The organism is Variovorax sp. PBL-E5, from assembly GCF_901827185.1.
Lineage (GTDB): Bacteria > Pseudomonadota > Gammaproteobacteria > Burkholderiales > Burkholderiaceae_C > Variovorax.
The window spans coordinates 2,461,985-2,477,523 of sequence record NZ_LR594671.1 but is presented as its reverse complement, the minus strand read 5'-3'; the positions used below and the strand labels follow the sequence as shown (position 1 = coordinate 2,477,523).

Here is a 15,539-nt window from a genome sequence, read left to right as displayed (position 1 = left end):
GTGCTTGGACGTCATGGCTGCCTGCAGGATCGCGCATGCGGCAGCCGCCTCGTTGGCCGGTATCCGGGCTGACAGCACTGCCCTCGCCGCCTTCCCAGGTGCCTGTTTCAGGGCACCCAGTGGCTGATTGACGAGGGTGGCATCCTTGATCGGGATGCCGGCTGCTTGACCGTTGCGGGGGCAGCGCAGGCTGGCTCGGCCCGGTGTGGGGCTTCGACTCCTGCTTCCCGTTGAACTGCGCCGCGTGAACCGCGGCGCGAGCACCAACGAAAGCATTTTAAGCTCGCCCGTCCGTGAGCCGCCGCGGAACCGGCTTCGCCGGGCCGCGGGCGGCGGCGCCTGCAAGGGGGTTGGCGAAGCGACACGAAGTGCGCGAAGCCTGGGGGTACATACAATGCTTCCATGCCCGCACCGAGCCGTATGGACCAGATCGCCGAGCGCGTCGAACGTTTGCTCGTACGCCACGAAGAAGTGCAGCGCACCAATGCGTTGCTGCAGGAGCAGGTGGACGCGCTCACGCGCGAGCGCGATGCGCTCAGGTCGCGGCTGGCTGCGGCGCGCACGCGGCTCGACGCCCTGCTCGAGCAGTTGCCGGCAGATCCCTCACAAGATTCGACCTCCTCCCGATGAAACAAATCGAAGTCCAGATCATGGGCCAGAGCTACCTGCTCGGCTGTCCCGAAGGCGGCGAGCAGCAGTTGCGCGACGCAGTCGAACGCGTCGATGCCGCGATGTGCAAGATCCGCGATGCCGGCAAGGTGAAGGCGCGCGACCGCATCGCGGTGCTGGCCTCGCTCAATCTCGCCTTCGACCTGGGCCAGCGCGAGGCCGCGCTCGCGGCGTCCGCATCTGCACCCGTACCCGCGCCTGCGCCTGCGCCCGCGAGCGAAGCCGGTGCGGTCGATGACGCCGCCGGCGAAACCCAGGCCTCGCAACTGATCCAGCGCCTGGACCATGCCCTCGCAGGCGACGGTCTTTTACTCTGAAGGACGACATGCACACGCCTTTGCAGGCGTAAAATCGGCACCGTCTGCGGTGACTGTCGGGCTTAATATTTCCTTGTACCAATGCTCTCCGGAGCAGGGCTTGGTATATCGCTTGGCGGGTGTGATCATCTCGCGTCAGATGAACCCGAAGCCTTGCTGCCCTCGCCCACCTGAACCCTGGTTCAGGATGCGAGTCCGGCCTCACTCGCAGACACCTTTTTCGACGACAACGGCCTCCTCGCGGGGGCCGTTGCTTTTGGATGTCCGAACGGCGATGGCCTTGGGTTTTTCGTCTTGGGCCAATGAAACGACCTTTATCTGTCTTGGCGCTCAGTTCATCGGTGCTACGCCGGCCAGCAGATGCTGCAGCATGCGCTGCACGTTCAACGGCAACTCGTCGTGCTGGCGCACGCAGGCCATCAGCTTGCGCTGGGCCCATGCATCGGTGAGCGGCACGCCGACCAGGCGCATCGACTTCGCACAGCGCACGGCCGCGGCCTGCGGAACGATGCCGATGCCGATGCGCTGCTCGACCATCCGGCACACGGCCTCGAAGCCGCGCACCCGCACGCGATAGACCAGGCGCTTGCCGAGCCGCTTCGCATGCTGCGCGAGGTGCTCCTGCAGCGGACTGCCCGGCGCCAGACCGACGAACTCGTGCTCGACGATCTCGGCAAAGGCGATGCGCCGCCGCCGCGCCAGATCGTGCCCGCGCGCAACGACGAGCACGAGGTGGTCGCTGCGGAACACGAAGCGCTGCAGCCCGCCCGCATCGACCGCATCCGAAACGATGCCGATGTCGCACAGGCCGGCGCGCACGGCATCGGCGATGTCCTGGCTCGCCTGTTCTTCGAGGTCGACCGAGACGTGCGGATGCGCCGCCAGGAAGCCGCTCAAGACCTCGGGCAGATGCTCGGTCATCGCGGAGGTGTTGCACAGAAGACGGACCTGCCCCTTGAGCCCGGCGCCGTACGCGCCGAGCTCGGCGCGCATCTGCTCCATCTGCGCGAGCACGAGCCGCGCATGATGCGCCAGCGTTCTGCCCGCGTCGGTGGCGCGCACGCCCTGTTTCTCGCGCACCAGGAGCGGCGTCGCCAGCACGTCCTCCATGCCCAGCACGCGCTGGCTGGCCGAGGCCAGCGTCATGTGCGTGCGCTGCGCGCCGGCGGTGATGGTGCCGGCATCGACGATGTTCAGGAACAGGCGCAGATCGATGAGGTCGAATCGCATGCGCCCAAGGTATCACGACAGCCTCAGCCTGCCACTGAGGACGGGTCTGCGATTTCCGCATTTTCGAGCGGCCGCATCGCCGGCAGACTGCGTGGCATGGACGGCCTGCCCTTCATCCATCCGATCGCCGCGACCGCCGCCATGGCCTGGCTGGCGGTGGCGGCCGTCTTCCTGGCGGCGGGCATCGTCAAGGGCGTCGTCGGCCTCGGACTGCCGACGCTGTCGATGGCGCTGCTCGCGCTGTGGATGCCGCCGGCCGAGGCGGCGGCGCTGCTGATCGTGCCTTCGTTCGTGACCAATGTCTGGCAGTTGCGGCCGTGGCCGGCGATCGGCCCGGTGTGGCGCCGTGTCGGCGCCATGCAGGCCGGCATCTTCGCGGGCACGCTGGGCGGTGCGCTGCTGTTCGGCGCGCCGGCCGGTGCCTGGGCCACGGTCGCGCTGGGCATCGCGCTGATCGGCTACGCGGCCTGGGGCCTGGCGGCGCGGCCGCTCCATGTGTCGGCCGGCCGCGAACGATGGCTCGGCCCGGCGGCGGGCGCGTTGACGGGAGTGGTGACCGCGTTCACCGGCGTCTTCGTGGTGCCGGCCGTCGCCTACCTGCAGGCGCTGAACATGACGCGCGACGAGCTGATCCAGGCCATGGGCCTGTCCTTCACCACCTCGACGGTGGCGCTGGGCATCGCCCTCGCGGGACACGGCAGCTATTCGGGCTCGCTGATCGGCGAATCGCTGGCCATGCTGGTGCCGGCGCTCATCGGGATGGCGGCCGGCCAATGGATCCGCTCGCGCCTGTCGCTCGCGACCTTTCGCCGATGCTTCTTCGTCGGGCTAGTCCTGCTGGGCGCCTACATGATCGCGCGGCAGCTCGCCGCCTGAACGCTTGCGGGCTACGGGTTGGCGAACAGCGCCTGGTGCTGCTCGCGCAGCAGCGCCTTCTGCACCTTGCCCATGGCATTGCGCGGCAGCTCGGCGACGACGAAGCAGCGCTTGGGAATCTTGAAGTTGGCCAGCTTCGCCTTGAGCTCGGCCAGGATCGCCTCGGCGTCCAACGTGGCGCCCGCCTTCGCGATCACGATGGCCACGCCGACCTCGCCGAAGTCCGCATGCGGCACGCCGACGATCGCGCTTTCGGCCACGCCGGCCATCTCATTGATGTAGCCCTCGATCTCGGCCGGGTAGACGTTGTAGCCACCGCTGATGATCAGGTCCTTGCTGCGCCCGACGATGGTGACGTAGCCGAGGCCGTCGATCTTGCCGACGTCACCGGTCCTGAAGTAGCCGTCCGCGGTGAATTCTTCCTTCGTCTTCTCGGGCATGCGCCAGTAACCGGCGAACACGTTCGGTCCGTCGACCTCGATGTGGCCGATCTCGTCCGTCGTGCAGTCCTCGCCCGCATCGCTGCGCACGCGCAGCTGCACGCCCGGCAGCGGAAAGCCGACCGTGCCGCCGCGGCGCTCGCCCTGGACCGGGTTGTAGGGGTTCGAGGTGAGCATCGCGGTCTCGCTCATGCCGTAGCGCTCGAGGATCGTGTGGCCGGTGCGCTCGCGCCATTCGTTGAAGGTCTCGATCAGCAGCGGCGCAGAGCCCGAGATGAAGAGCCGCATGTTCGCGCAGGCCTTGCGCGTGAGCCCGGGCTCGGCCAGCATGCGGCCGTAAAGCGTGGGCACGCCCATGAAGACGGACGCCTCGGGCAGCCGGTCCACCACGCGCTTCGGATCGAACCTGTCGAGCCAGATCATCCGGCTGCCGTTGAGCAGCGCGCCGTGGATCGCGACGAACAGGCCGTGCACATGGAAGATCGGCAACGCGTGGATCAGCACGTCACCGCCCTCGGCCTCGCTGCGCCAGCCCCAGTAGTCCTTCAGCACTTCGGCGTTCGACAGCAGGTTGCGGTGCGTGAGCATCGCGCCCTTGCTGCGGCCGGTGGTGCCGCTGGTGTAGATGATGGCGGCGAGGTCGTCGTCGTTCTTGTGCGCGATTTCGTGGCGATCGCTGCAGCGCGAAGCGACTTCGAGCAGCGTGCCGGTGCGGTCGCCGTCGAGCGTGAAGACGTGCGGCGTGCCGGCCGCGGTCGCGATGGGCGCGAGCCAGGCCGCGTTGGCGCTGCTGCAGACCACCACCGCGGGCTCGGCGTTGCCGATGAAGTAGCCCATCTCGGCGCTGCGGTAGGCGGTGTTGAGCGGCAGGAACACGTAGCCCGCGCGCAGCGTCGCGAGGTACAGGATCATGGCCTCGACCGATTTCTCGACCTGCACCGCGATGCATGCGCCCTCCTCGAGATCCAGCGCCTTCAGCAGATTGGCGATCATCGCGCTGGCGCGGTCGAGGTCGCGCCACGAATAGCGAAGGCCGGTGTCGGTTTCGACCGCGATGCGGTCCAGGTCGGCCGGAAAGCCCGCGCGCAGCGCGGCAAAGAGGTTGGCGTGGGTCTTTGCGTTCATGGAGTGTCCTGGAAGCGAAAGCCTAGAGAAAGAGACCGTCGATGTCGCCCGACACCGCCACCTTGCCCTGCGCCAGCAGCGCGCGGTGCTTGTCGAGCCGCTTCAGATCGTAGAGATAGTTGACCATCAGCCCGTAGGATTGCTTCAGCCCCTTGGCCGACAGGTCGCCGGCCCAGTCGAGCTTCTCGACGCGCGCGCCGTTGCCGAGATGGAAGCGCGCCACCGGATCTACCGGCTTGCCGTCGGCAGTGGCGCGGCCGAGGTATTCGGCCGCCGACTGCAGCAGCAGCTGCCGCACCGGCGACTTGGCATCGAGCGTCCTGGCCTCTTCGGCCGCCGACAGGAAGCGCTCTGCCGTCGGCGGCAGCGAGCCGAGCACGCGACCGAGTTCGGCGGCGCGCTTCTCGTCGAGCTTCGCGAGCAACGTGCCCGCATGCTTGGCCAGCCAGCCGCGGAAACCCGGGATCGGCGATAGCGTCGCGAAAACTTTCAGACGCGGCAGCTCGCCCTGCAAGGTCTCGACCACACGCTTGATCAGCGAATCGCCGAAGCTCACGCCACGCAGGCCGGTCTGCGTGTTGCTGATCGAATAGAAGATCGCGGTGCTGGCCTTGTCGGGCTGCACCAAGGCCGCCGCTTCATCGAGCAGCGGCTCGATGCCCTCGCTGATGCGGTTGACCAGCGCCACCTCGACGAAGATCAGCGGCGTGTCGGGCAGGCGCGGATGGAAGAAGCCGTAGCAGCGGCGGTCGCTGTCGAGCCGGTTCTTGACGTCGGCCCAGCTCTTGATGTCGTGCACCGCCTCGTACTGGATGAGCTTTTCGATCAGCGAGGCCGGCGAGTCCCAGCTGATGCGGCGCAGATCGAGGAAGGCGACGTCGAACCAGGTCGAGAACAGGTGTTCGAGCTCGGCATCGAGCGGCAGCAGGCGGCGGTCGTTCCTGAGATGCGGCAGCAGTTCGGCGCGCAGGTCGACCAGGAAGCGCATGCCGTCGGGATCGATCGCGAAGCGCTGCAAGAGGCGCGCGCGCGGCGCGGCCAGCGCGCGGCGCAGATGCACCTCGGCCTGGCCTTCGTCGGGCGTGCCGGCCGCGGCTTCGTGCTTGTCGCGCGCGCTGCTGAGCTTGCGCGCATCGGGCGCGAAGCGCTCGCTCATCAAGAGCCACACATCGTGCCGCTCGCCAGGATCGCGCCCGGCATACCACTGCACGACCGCATGCGCGCGCCGGCCGGCCTCGACATCGCTCACGCTCGGATCGAGCACCGCCTGCAGTTCGGCCAGCGCGCGCCGCAGCGTGCGCGGCGCCATCGCCTCGCCGGGGCGACGCAATGTGGCCTCGAGCCGTTCGGCGAGCGGACGCGCATCCCCGAAGAGTGCGGTCTTGGCGTCACCCGCCTTCTTGATGCCGGCCGCGGCCGTCGACTTGACGGCCGCGTCGCCGGCCGTCTTGAGGCGCGAGACACCGCGCGTGATCCAGTCGCCGGCGGCCATGACGATCAGCCGCGCGCCGGCATCGCGGCACGCGCCGGCCGCGCGCTGGCATAGAGCCAGACACCGAACACGATCATCGGCACGCAGAGCCACTGGCCCATGCTCATGTTGAGCGCGAGCAGGCCGAGGAAGTCGTCCGGCTCGCGGAAATACTCGGCGATGAAGCGCATCAGCCCGTAGCCGATCAGGAACACTGCCGACACGCGGCGCTCGCGCCGATCCTTGCGCGCATAGAGCCAAAGGATGGTGAACAGCAACAGCCCTTCGAGCAGGAACTGGTAGATCTGCGACGGATGGCGCGGCTGCATCGATCCGCTCTGCGGGAACACCATGCCCCAGGGCAGATCCGGGCTGCAGAAGCGGCCCCAGAGTTCGCCGTTGATGAAATTGCCGACCCGGCCCGCCGCCAGGCCGGTCGGCACGCAGGGCGCGACGAAGTCCATCACCTGCCAGAAGCGCCGCGAACGCGAGTGCGCGAAATACACCATCGATCCGATCACGCCGAGCAGCCCGCCGTGGAAGCTCATGCCGCCCTGCCAGACGAAGAAAATCTCCAGAGGATGCGTGAGGTAGAAGCCCGGCTTGTAGAACAGGCAGTAGCCGAGCCGGCCGCCGATGATCGTGCCCATCACGCCGAGAAAGAGAATGTCCTCCACGTCCTTGCGGCTCCAGGCCTGCGGCCCGGCCAGAGAGCGGAACGGCTCGTGCCGCAGCCGCCGCGTGCCGAGAAAGTAGAACAGTGCGAAGCCGACCAGATAGGTCAGGCCATACCAATGGACGGCGATCGGACCCAGTTGCAAGGCAACCGGATTGATCTGGGGATACATGATCATATGGAGAGCTATTGTGCCAACGGATGCGAGAGCCCTTGGTCCTCGACGAATCGGACGAAGCGCGCAAGCGCCGCGTTGTCCGCACGGCTCGGCCAGACCAGGCTGGTCTCGCAGCCCGGCAGCGGCGCGGCGGTACGGCGGCGCCCGGCCGGCGCGAATTCGCTGGCCGCACGATAGACCACGCCGGCGCGGCGGAATTGCATGACGCTCTCCGGCACCCAGGCGATGCCGAGGCCGCCCCAGACCAGGTTGACGATGGTCTGCATCTGGATCGCCTCCTGCGCGATCACGGGCGCACGGCCGGCCGCGTGGTAGAGGCCGAAGATCGCATCGTGCAGCGAGGGCACGATGCGCCGCGGAAAGATCACCAGCGGCTCGGCCAGCGCGGCGGCCAGCGGCACTTTCTCGACCCGCGCCAGCGGATGCTTTGCCGGCAGCGCCAGCACCAACCGCTCCTGCGCCACGGCGAGGCGCTCGAGGCCGGGCGGTGCGAAGCCGGGCGAATGCAGCATCAGGCCGGCGTCGATCTCGCCGCGCGAGAAGGCTTCGAGCTGCACGTCGCCGGTGGCCTCGACCAATTCGAGCGCGACCTGCGGGCAATGCAGGCGGAACTCGCGCACCCACGCCGGCAGGCGCTCGAAGCCGATGGTCGAGACGAAGGCCAGGCGCACGCGGCCGACCTCGCCCGCCGCGGCGGCCCGCGCCCGGGCCGGCAGCGCCTGCGCGCGAGCGAGCAGTTCGCGCACTTCCGGCAACAGCGCCTCGCCGGCCGGCGTCAGCGCCACGCGGCGGCGCGTGCGGTCGAACAGCATCACGCCCAGCGTTCTTTCCATCTGCGCGATGGCCTGCGTCACGGGTGGCTGGGTCAGGTGCAGGCGGGCGGCGGCGCGGCCGAAGTGCAGTTCCTCGGCCACGGCGACGAACTGGCGCCAGGCACGCAGGTCGATGGGGTTTTCCTTCATATGCACAGCATATCAATCGGCCGTCCAAATCGGATTGGAAGCAATCAGTCAATCGTCGGATACTTGGCTTCCCCCGATTCCCCCCGACAAGAGACACCATGGCCACTTCACCGATCCAGATCAACCGCCGCAGCGCCAACATCGTCGAAGGCAAGAGCCGCGCACCCAACCGCTCGATGTTCTACGCGATGGGCTACCAGGAAGGCGACTTCAAGAAGCCGATGGTCGGCGTGGCCAACGGCCACAGCACCATCACGCCCTGCAACTCGGGCCTGCAGAAGCTGGCCGACGCGGCGATCGCCGGCATCGAGGAAGCCGGCGGCAACGCGCAGGTGTTCGGCACGCCCACCATCTCGGACGGCATGGCGATGGGCACCGAGGGCATGAAGTACTCGCTGGTCAGCCGCGAGGTGATCTCCGACTGCATCGAGACCTGCGTCGGCGGCCAGTGGATGGACGGCGTGCTGGTGGTCGGCGGCTGCGACAAGAACATGCCCGGCGGCCTGATGGGCATGCTGCGCGCCAACGTGCCGGCCATCTACGTCTACGGCGGCACCATCCTGCCGGGCAGGTACAAGGGCCAGGACCTGAACATCGTCAGCGTGTTCGAGGCGGTCGGCCAGAACGCCGCCGGCAAGATGAGCGACGAGGAACTGCGCGAGATCGAGATGCGCGCGATCCCGGGCACCGGCTCCTGCGGCGGCATGTACACGGCCAACACCATGAGCTCGGCCTTCGAGGCGCTCGGCATCTCGCTGCCCTATTCGTCGACCATGGCCAATCCGCACGACGAGAAGGCCAACTCGGCCAAGGAGTCGGCCAAGGTGCTGATCGAGGCGATCAAGAAGGACCTCAAGCCGCGCGACATCGTGACGAAGAAGGCGATCGAGAACGCCGTGGCCGTGATCATGGCCACCGGCGGCTCGACCAACGCGGTGCTGCATTTCCTGGCCATCGCACATGCGGCGGAGGTGGAATGGTCGATCGACGATTTCGAGCGCATGCGCAAGAAGGTGCCGGTGCTGTGCGACCTGAAGCCCAGCGGCAAGTACCTCGCGGTCGACCTGCACCAGGCCGGCGGCATTCCGCAGGTCATGAAGGTGCTGCTGAATGCCGGCCTGCTGCACGGCGACTGCATCACCATCACCGGCCAGACCATCGCCGAAGTGCTGAAGGACGTGCCCGACGCGCCGCGCGCCGACCAGGACGTGATCCGTCCGATCGGCAAGCCGATGTACGCCGAAGGCCATCTGGCGATCCTCAAGGGCAACCTCTCGCCCGAAGGCGCGGTCGCCAAGATCACTGGACTCAAAAACCCGGTCATTACCGGCCCGGCGCGCGTGTTCGACGACGAGCAATCGGCGCTCAAGGCGATCCTCGACGGCAAGATCGTGGCCGGCGACGTGATGGTGCTGCGCTACCTCGGCCCCAAGGGCGGCCCCGGCATGCCCGAGATGCTGGCGCCCACCGGCGCGCTGATCGGCGCCGGCCTCGGCGAAAGCGTGGGCTTGATCACCGACGGCCGCTTCTCGGGCGGCACCTGGGGCATGGTGGTCGGCCACGTGGCGCCCGAAGCGGCGGCCGGCGGCACCATCGCTTTCGTGCACGAGGGCGATTCCATCACCATCGACGCGCACGAACTCAAACTGGAACTCAACGTGCCGGAAGCCGAGATCGCGAAGCGCCGCGCGGCCTGGAAGGCACCGGCCCCGCGCTACACGCGCGGCGTGCAGGCCAAGTTCGCGTTCAACGCATCGAGCGCGAGCTCGGGCGCAGTGCTCGACAAGTACTGAGCCGCTGCCGAGCCGCTCAGCGGCCGCCGCGGCGGCGGTTGGAGCGGCCGTTCAGCATGCCGAGCGCGCTGCGCTGGCGATCGATGCGCTCCTGCTTGCGCGCGTTTTCCTTTTCGATGACCTTGCGTTTGGTGTAGCCCGACATGTCCGCGTAGGCCCACCACACCATCGCGAGCCCGAAGGGAATCAGCACGACCCACCAGCTGAGCCTGCCGACAAAGCCGACCTCGAAATATTTGAGCACCATCCCCAGCACGCCCAGCAGCAGAAACCACATCGCGGATCCCTCCTTTTTCTTCAGGGACGCGTCGAGGCGGCCGCGCACAGCGCTGCCTACAATCGCGTTGGATCGACTTTAACCCACCCACGCCACGCAACCCCATGAAAAAAGCGCTCATCCTCGCCGCGCTGGGCCTCGGCATCGCCGTCCCGGCGTTCGCCGACCTCGCCCTCGCCAGTTCGAAGAACTGCATGAGCTGTCATGCGGTCGATCGCAAGGTGCTCGGGCCTTCCTTCAAGGACGTGGCGGCGAAATACAAGGACAACAAGGGCGCCGTCGACCTGCTCGCCGCCAAGATCATGAAGGGCGGCTCCGGCGTCTGGGGGCCGGTGCCGATGCCGGCCAACAACCAGGTCAACGAAGCCGAGGCGAAGAAGCTCGCGGCCTGGGTGCTGTCGACCAAATAGCGGCGCTCAGACCGCCGGCGGCATCACGGCCGCGGAGCTCGCCGGCCTGCGCTCGAAGCGGTCTTCCAGCTGCCCGAGGTGGGCAGCGACCGTGTTGTCGGTCTGGTCGGCACGCAGGCGGATCGCGTTCTCGAGCTGTTCCACGCGCGCCAGCAGGGCGGCATGGCGTTCGGCATTGCGGGCCATGTGGGCGTTCTCCTGGCTCTCGAGAAAGTTGCGCAGCTCGGTGAAGCGCGAGGCTTCGGCCCGATCGGCCAGATCGCGCTGGGCCTGCAATTCCTTCGTGTGGCGGCGCGACTCGAAGAACACCGTGCTGTGCAGGTAGACGACGTAGGCCGCGAAGAAGATCGCCAGCAGCGCCGTCAGCCCGAGCATGATCAGACCCAGCGGCGCGGTCACCTGCATGAAGCCCAAGGACATCACCGTGGGCGCCGCGAGCACGCTCCAGTTCAGCGCGGCCAGCGCCGCGATCAGCAGCACGACGACTGCCAGCACACCAGTTCTCAATCCCATGGTCTCTCCTCGAGCATCGATGGGCCTTTGTAACCCATCCGCGCCACCCAGCCTGTCAGACGAAGGAGCCCATTCCGGAAACACCGCAGATCCGGCTCAGCCGGGCTGCAGGTGTTGCCCCCTGCAAGGGGGTTGGCGGCTACACGAAGTGAGCAAGCCTGAGGGTGTGCTCAGTACGCTTGGCCCAGTTGCTCGAGGATGGCCGGATTCTCCAGCGTCGAAGTGTCCTGCGTGATGGCCTCGCCCTTGGCGATGCTGCGCAGCAGCCGGCGCATGATCTTGCCGCTGCGCGTCTTGGGCAGGTTCTCGCCGAAGCGGATGTCGCGGGGCTTGGCGATCGGGCCGATCTCCTTGGCCACCCAGGCGCGCAGGTCGGCCGCGATCTGCCGGGCCTCCTCGCCATCTGGCCGTCCGCGCTTCAACACCACGAACGCGCACACCGCCTCGCCCGTCACGTCGTCCGGGCGCCCCACCACCGCGGCCTCGGCCACCAGGTCGGTCTTGGACACCAGCGCCGATTCGATCTCCATCGTGCCCAGACGATGGCCCGAGACGTTCAGCACGTCGTCGATGCGCCCGGTGATGCGGAAGTAGCCGCGGTCGGCGCTGCGCACCGCGCCGTCGCCTGCCAGGTAAATGGTGCCGCCCATCTCTTCGGGGAAGTAGCTCTTCCTGAAGCGCTCCGGGTCGTTCCAGATGGTGCGGATCATCGCCGGCCAGGGCCGCTTGATGACCAGCATGCCGCCGGCGCCGTTGGGGATGTCGCGGCCGGTCTCGTCGACGATCGCGGCCATGATGCCGGGCAGCGGCAGCGTGCAGGAGCCGGGCACCAGCGGCGTGGCGCCGGGCAGCGGCGTGATGACGTGGCCGCCGGTCTCGGTCTGCCAGAAGGTGTCGACGATGGGGCATTGCTCGCGCCCGACGTTCCGGTGGTACCACATCCAGGCTTCGGGGTTGATGGGCTCGCCCACGGAGCCGAGGATGCGCAGGCTGGACAGGTCCCAGTTCTTCGGATGGACTTTCTCGTCGGATTCGGCGGCCTTGATGAGCGAGCGGATGGCCGTGGGCGCGGTGTAGAAGACGGAGACTTTGTGTTTCTCGATCATCTGCCAGAAGCGCCCGGCATGCGGGAAGGTGGGGATGCCTTCGAACATGAGCTGCGTGGCGCCGGCGGCCAGCGGGCCGTAGGCGACGTAGGTGTGGCCGGTGACCCAGCCGATGTCGGCGGTGCACCAGAACACGTCCTCGGCACGGATGTCGAAGGTCCAGTCCATGGTGAGCTTGGCCCACAGGAGGTAGCCGCCGGTGGAATGCTGCACGCCCTTGGGCTTGCCGGTGGAGCCGGAGGTGTAGAGGATGAAGAGGGGGTGCTCGGCACCGACGGGCACGGGGGCGCATTCGGTGCTCTGGCCCTGCAGCGCCTGGTCGAAGGTCTGGTCGCGGCCGGCGACCATGTGGCACGGCGTCTGGGTGCGCTGGTAGACGAGCACCGACTTGATCGACTCGCAGCCGCCCAGCGCGATGCCGTCGTCGACCACCGCCTTGAGGGGCAGTTCCTTGCCGCCGCGCAGCTGGTAGTTGGCGGTGATGACGGCCACGGCGCCGGCGTCGATGATGCGCTCTTGCAGGGCCTTGGCGGAGAAGCCGCCGAAGACGACGCTGTGGGTGGCGCCGATGCGCGCGCAGGCTTGCATGGCGATGACGCCTTCGACGGTCATGGGCATGTAGATGACGACGCGGTCGCCCTTTTTGATGCCCTGGGCCTTGAGTGCGTTGGCGAACTGCGAGACGCGCGCGAGCAGTTCCTTGTAGGTGAAGCGGGTGACGGCGCCGTCGTCGGCTTCGAAGATGATGGCGGTGCGGTTCTCCACCGGGGTGCCGATGTGCTTGTCCAGGCAGTTGGCGCTGGCGTTGAGTTCGCCGTCGTCGAACCATCGGTAGAACGGGGCCCTGGATTCGTCGAGGGTCTTGGTGAAGGGCTTGGTCCACGCGACGTTGTCGCGCGCCAGGCGCGCCCAGAAGCCTTCGAAGTCGTCGGCGGCTTCCTTGCACAGGGCCTCGTAGGCGGCCATGCCGGCGATGCGTGCGCCCTTCATGGCGCGCGCGTCCGGCGGAAACACACGGGTCTCCACCAGGATGGATTCGATGTTCTTGGATGCGCTGCTCATTCTCTCTGTCTCCTATGCCAACGGTATGACGGGCGCTAATGTCGGCGGGCGCACTTACGCGTCACTGACGCGAACATGTTAACGGCAGGGCTGTGCTGTGGAAGGCGGCGCGGGCATCCTAGAATCGCGCGCTTCCCCTCGCTTGCCCAACCCACTTCCCAATGTCGAATCCCGATCCATTCGCCGTGATCAGCGGCAGGACCCAGCCGCTGCGACCGCTGCCGAACCTGATCTTCGCCAGCCGCTGGCTGCAGCTGCCGCTGTACCTCGGCCTGATCGTCGCGCAGGCCGTGTACGTGGTGCACTTCCTGGTCGAGCTGGCCCACCTGGTACAGGCAGCGTTCGGCAGCAAGGGGGCGCTCGAAGCACTGATCACCAGCATCGGCTACAAGACCACGGCACCGATCACCACGCTCAACGAGACGGTGATCATGCTGGTGGTGCTGGCGCTGATTGACGTGGTGATGATCTCCAACCTGCTGATCATGGTGATCGTCGGCGGCTACGAGACCTTCGTGAGCCGCATGGACCTCGAAGGCCACCGCGACCAGCCCGAATGGCTGAGCCACGTGAACGCCTCGGTGCTCAAGGTCAAGCTGGCGACGGCCATCATCGGCATCAGCTCGATCCACCTGCTGAAGACCTTCATCAACGCGGACAACTACACCGATCGCGTGCTGATCGCGCAGACCGCGATCCACATCACCTTCCTGCTCTCGGCCATGGCCATCGCGGTCACGGACCGGCTGATGGCCAGGCCGCCCGACGCCCACTGAAGACGCACCGCGGGCTCAGCGTCCGGTCATCGCCTCCGGCACCACCCAGGCGTCGAACTGTTCCGCCGCGAGGTGCCCCGAGGCGATCGCGGCCTCGCGCAGGCTGGTGCCTTCCTTGTGCGCCTTCTTGGCAATGAAGGCCGCCTTGTCGTAGCCGATGTGCGTGTTGAGCGCGGTCACCAGCATCAGCGAGCGCTGCACCAGCTCGGCGATGCGTTCGCGGTTCGGCTCGATGCCGACCGCGCAGTGGTCGTTGAAGCTCGTCATGCCGTCGGCCAGCAGGCGCACGCTTTGCAGGAAGTTGTGCGCCACCATCGGGCGGAACACATTGAGCTCGAAGTTGCCGGAAGCGCCGCCGATGTTGATCGCGACGTCGTTGCCGAACACCTGCGCCGCCAGCATCGTGACCGCCTCGCTCTGGGTCGGATTGACCTTGCCCGGCATGATCGAGGAACCCGGCTCGTTCTCCGGGATGCTGAGCTCGCCGATGCCGCTGCGCGGGCCGCTGGCCAGCCAGCGCACGTCGTTGGCGATCTTGTTCATGCTGGCGGCCAGCGTCTTGAGCGCGCCATGCGCATGCACCAGCGCATCGACCGAAGCCATGGCCTCGAACTTGTTGGGCGCGGTGACGAAAGGCAGGCCGGTGAGCCGGGCCAGCTCGGCCGCGACCTGCTCGGCATAGCCCTTGGGCGCGTTGAGGCCGGTGCCCACCGCCGTGCCGCCGAGCGCGAGCTCGCACAGGTGCGGCAGCGCGGCGCGCACGTGCGCCTCGCCATGCGTCAGCTGCGCAGCATAGCCCGAGAATTCCTGGCCGAGCGTGAGGGGCGTTGCATCCTGCAGGTGCGTGCGGCCGATCTTGACGATGTCCGCGAAGTCCTTCGATTTCTTCTCGAGCGTGGCGCGCAGCTTCGCGATCGCCGGCAGCAGCCGGTGGGTGATCGCATCGACCGCGGCCACGTGCATCGCGGTCGGGAAGACGTCGTTCGACGACTGGCTGCGGTTCACGTCGTCGTTGGGATGCACCCGCCGCGCTTCGCCGCGCTCGCCGCCCAGCAGCTCGCTCGCGCGGTTGGCCAGCACCTCGTTCACGTTCATGTTGGTCTGCGTGCCCGAGCCGGTCTGCCAGACCACCAGCGGAAACTCGCCGGGATGCTGGCCGGCGATGACCTCGTCGGCGGCCGCGACGATGGCCTTCGTCTTCTTCTCGTCCTGAAGCCCGAGTGCGTGATTCACCACGGCCGATGCCCGCTTGACCTGTGCCAGCGCCCGGATGATCTCGCGCGGTTGCTGTTCACCCGAGATGTCGAAGTTCTGCAGCGAGCGTTGCGTCTGCGCGCCCCACAGTTTGTCGGCCGGCACCTCGATCGGACCGAAGGTGTCGCGCTCGACGCGGCTCTTGAGGGGTGTCGTCATGAAAATGCTCCGCTGCCAGCAAGAAAAGAGTGCGGGTGCGACGCGCACGCACCGGATGACGGGCCAGTATCGCCGCGAACGGGAACACCCTTCCCGAACAAGCGTTTTCCCTTGGAGGCTGCCGCCGCAGCGCAAAGGCCGGCCCCTTCGGCAAGCATCGCGTCCCGCTTTCGATATAGGCCGGAAACGTGACATTTAGTACTCATTTATTGACCCATTCTATTTATCATTTTGGATTAGGCCGG

The 15,539-nt window shown here is 67.4% G+C and carries 15 protein-coding genes and 1 riboswitch; of the genes, 6 read left to right on the top strand and 9 right to left on the bottom strand.

Going from position 1 to position 15,539, the window contains the following annotated elements; translation table 11 throughout:
* Nucleotides 1-37 precede the first annotated feature (37 nt).
* Nucleotides 38-283: riboswitch (cobalamin riboswitch) on the bottom strand.
* A gap of 119 nt (nucleotides 284-402) precedes the next feature.
* On the top strand, nucleotides 403-630 hold the full coding sequence (locus WDLP6_RS12085) for a DUF904 domain-containing protein (protein ID WP_162592534.1): 228 nt from the start codon (nucleotides 403-405) through the stop codon (nucleotides 628-630).
* On the top strand, nucleotides 627-986 hold the full coding sequence (locus tag WDLP6_RS12080) for a cell division protein ZapA (protein ID WP_162592533.1): 360 nt from the start codon (nucleotides 627-629) through the stop codon (nucleotides 984-986). The genes WDLP6_RS12085 and WDLP6_RS12080 overlap by 4 nt, the downstream gene beginning before the upstream one ends.
* A 330-nt stretch (nucleotides 987-1,316) precedes the next feature.
* On the opposite strand, the gene WDLP6_RS12075 is transcribed toward WDLP6_RS12080, so the two are convergent.
* Nucleotides 1,317-2,216 (bottom strand): LysR substrate-binding domain-containing protein, encoded by a 900-nt coding sequence (locus WDLP6_RS12075; protein ID WP_162592532.1) that lies wholly within the window; start codon nucleotides 2,214-2,216, stop codon nucleotides 1,317-1,319.
* 96 nt (nucleotides 2,217-2,312) lie between these two features.
* Between WDLP6_RS12075 and WDLP6_RS12070 the strand changes: the two genes are divergently transcribed.
* Entirely contained in the window at nucleotides 2,313-3,092 is a 780-nt protein-coding gene (locus WDLP6_RS12070; RefSeq protein WP_232077043.1) for a sulfite exporter TauE/SafE family protein, read from the top strand.
* An 11-nt stretch (nucleotides 3,093-3,103) separates the two neighbouring features.
* On the opposite strand, the gene WDLP6_RS12065 is transcribed toward WDLP6_RS12070, so the two are convergent.
* Genes WDLP6_RS12065 through WDLP6_RS12050 form a run of 4 tightly spaced genes read right to left on the bottom strand, consistent with a single transcriptional unit; the run spans nucleotide 3,104 to nucleotide 7,944 of the window.
* Nucleotides 3,104-4,657 (bottom strand): malonate--CoA ligase, encoded by a 1,554-nt coding sequence (locus WDLP6_RS12065; RefSeq protein ID WP_162592531.1) that lies wholly within the window; start codon nucleotides 4,655-4,657, stop codon nucleotides 3,104-3,106.
* A 22-nt stretch (nucleotides 4,658-4,679) separates the two neighbouring features.
* On the bottom strand, nucleotides 4,680-6,149 hold the full coding sequence (locus WDLP6_RS12060) for a malonyl-CoA decarboxylase domain-containing protein (RefSeq protein WP_162592530.1): 1,470 nt from the start codon (nucleotides 6,147-6,149) through the stop codon (nucleotides 4,680-4,682).
* A gap of 5 nt (nucleotides 6,150-6,154) precedes the next feature.
* A complete protein-coding gene (gene lgt / locus WDLP6_RS12055; protein ID WP_162592529.1) occupies nucleotides 6,155-6,982 on the bottom strand; it encodes a prolipoprotein diacylglyceryl transferase in 828 nt (275 codons plus the stop codon).
* An 8-nt stretch (nucleotides 6,983-6,990) separates the two neighbouring features.
* On the bottom strand, nucleotides 6,991-7,944 hold the full coding sequence (locus WDLP6_RS12050; RefSeq protein ID WP_162592528.1) for a LysR family transcriptional regulator: 954 nt from the start codon (nucleotides 7,942-7,944) through the stop codon (nucleotides 6,991-6,993).
* Nucleotides 7,945-8,042: 98 nt separating this feature from the next.
* Here WDLP6_RS12050 and ilvD point away from each other — a divergent pair, with 98 nt between their 5' ends.
* On the top strand, nucleotides 8,043-9,737 hold the full coding sequence (gene ilvD, locus WDLP6_RS12045) for a dihydroxy-acid dehydratase (RefSeq protein ID WP_162567330.1): 1,695 nt from the start codon (nucleotides 8,043-8,045) through the stop codon (nucleotides 9,735-9,737).
* A gap of 16 nt (nucleotides 9,738-9,753) precedes the next feature.
* Here ilvD and WDLP6_RS12040 read toward each other — a convergent pair whose 3' ends face one another.
* Entirely contained in the window at nucleotides 9,754-10,014 is a 261-nt protein-coding gene (locus tag WDLP6_RS12040; protein ID WP_162567328.1) for a TIGR04438 family Trp-rich protein, read from the bottom strand.
* 104 nt (nucleotides 10,015-10,118) lie between these two features.
* On the opposite strand from WDLP6_RS12040, the gene WDLP6_RS12035 reads away from it, so the two are divergent.
* On the top strand, nucleotides 10,119-10,424 hold the full coding sequence (locus tag WDLP6_RS12035) for a c-type cytochrome (protein ID WP_162567326.1): 306 nt from the start codon (nucleotides 10,119-10,121) through the stop codon (nucleotides 10,422-10,424).
* Between the two features lie 6 nt (nucleotides 10,425-10,430).
* Here WDLP6_RS12035 and WDLP6_RS12030 read toward each other — a convergent pair whose 3' ends face one another.
* Both WDLP6_RS12030 and acs read right to left on the bottom strand, forming a co-directional pair.
* A complete protein-coding gene (locus WDLP6_RS12030) occupies nucleotides 10,431-10,937 on the bottom strand; it encodes a LapA family protein (protein WP_162592527.1) in 507 nt (168 codons plus the stop codon).
* A gap of 170 nt (nucleotides 10,938-11,107) precedes the next feature.
* Nucleotides 11,108-13,105 (bottom strand): acetate--CoA ligase, encoded by a 1,998-nt coding sequence (gene acs / locus WDLP6_RS12025; protein ID WP_162592526.1) that lies wholly within the window; start codon nucleotides 13,103-13,105, stop codon nucleotides 11,108-11,110.
* A gap of 161 nt (nucleotides 13,106-13,266) precedes the next feature.
* On the opposite strand from acs, the gene WDLP6_RS12020 reads away from it, so the two are divergent.
* On the top strand, nucleotides 13,267-13,881 hold the full coding sequence (locus WDLP6_RS12020; RefSeq protein ID WP_162592525.1) for a YqhA family protein: 615 nt from the start codon (nucleotides 13,267-13,269) through the stop codon (nucleotides 13,879-13,881).
* 15 nt (nucleotides 13,882-13,896) lie between these two features.
* On the opposite strand, the gene fumC is transcribed toward WDLP6_RS12020, so the two are convergent.
* Nucleotides 13,897-15,294, bottom strand: coding sequence for a class II fumarate hydratase (gene fumC / locus WDLP6_RS12015; protein ID WP_162592524.1), 1,398 nt, complete (start codon nucleotides 15,292-15,294; stop codon nucleotides 13,897-13,899).
* Nucleotides 15,295-15,539: the final 245 nt, after the last annotated feature.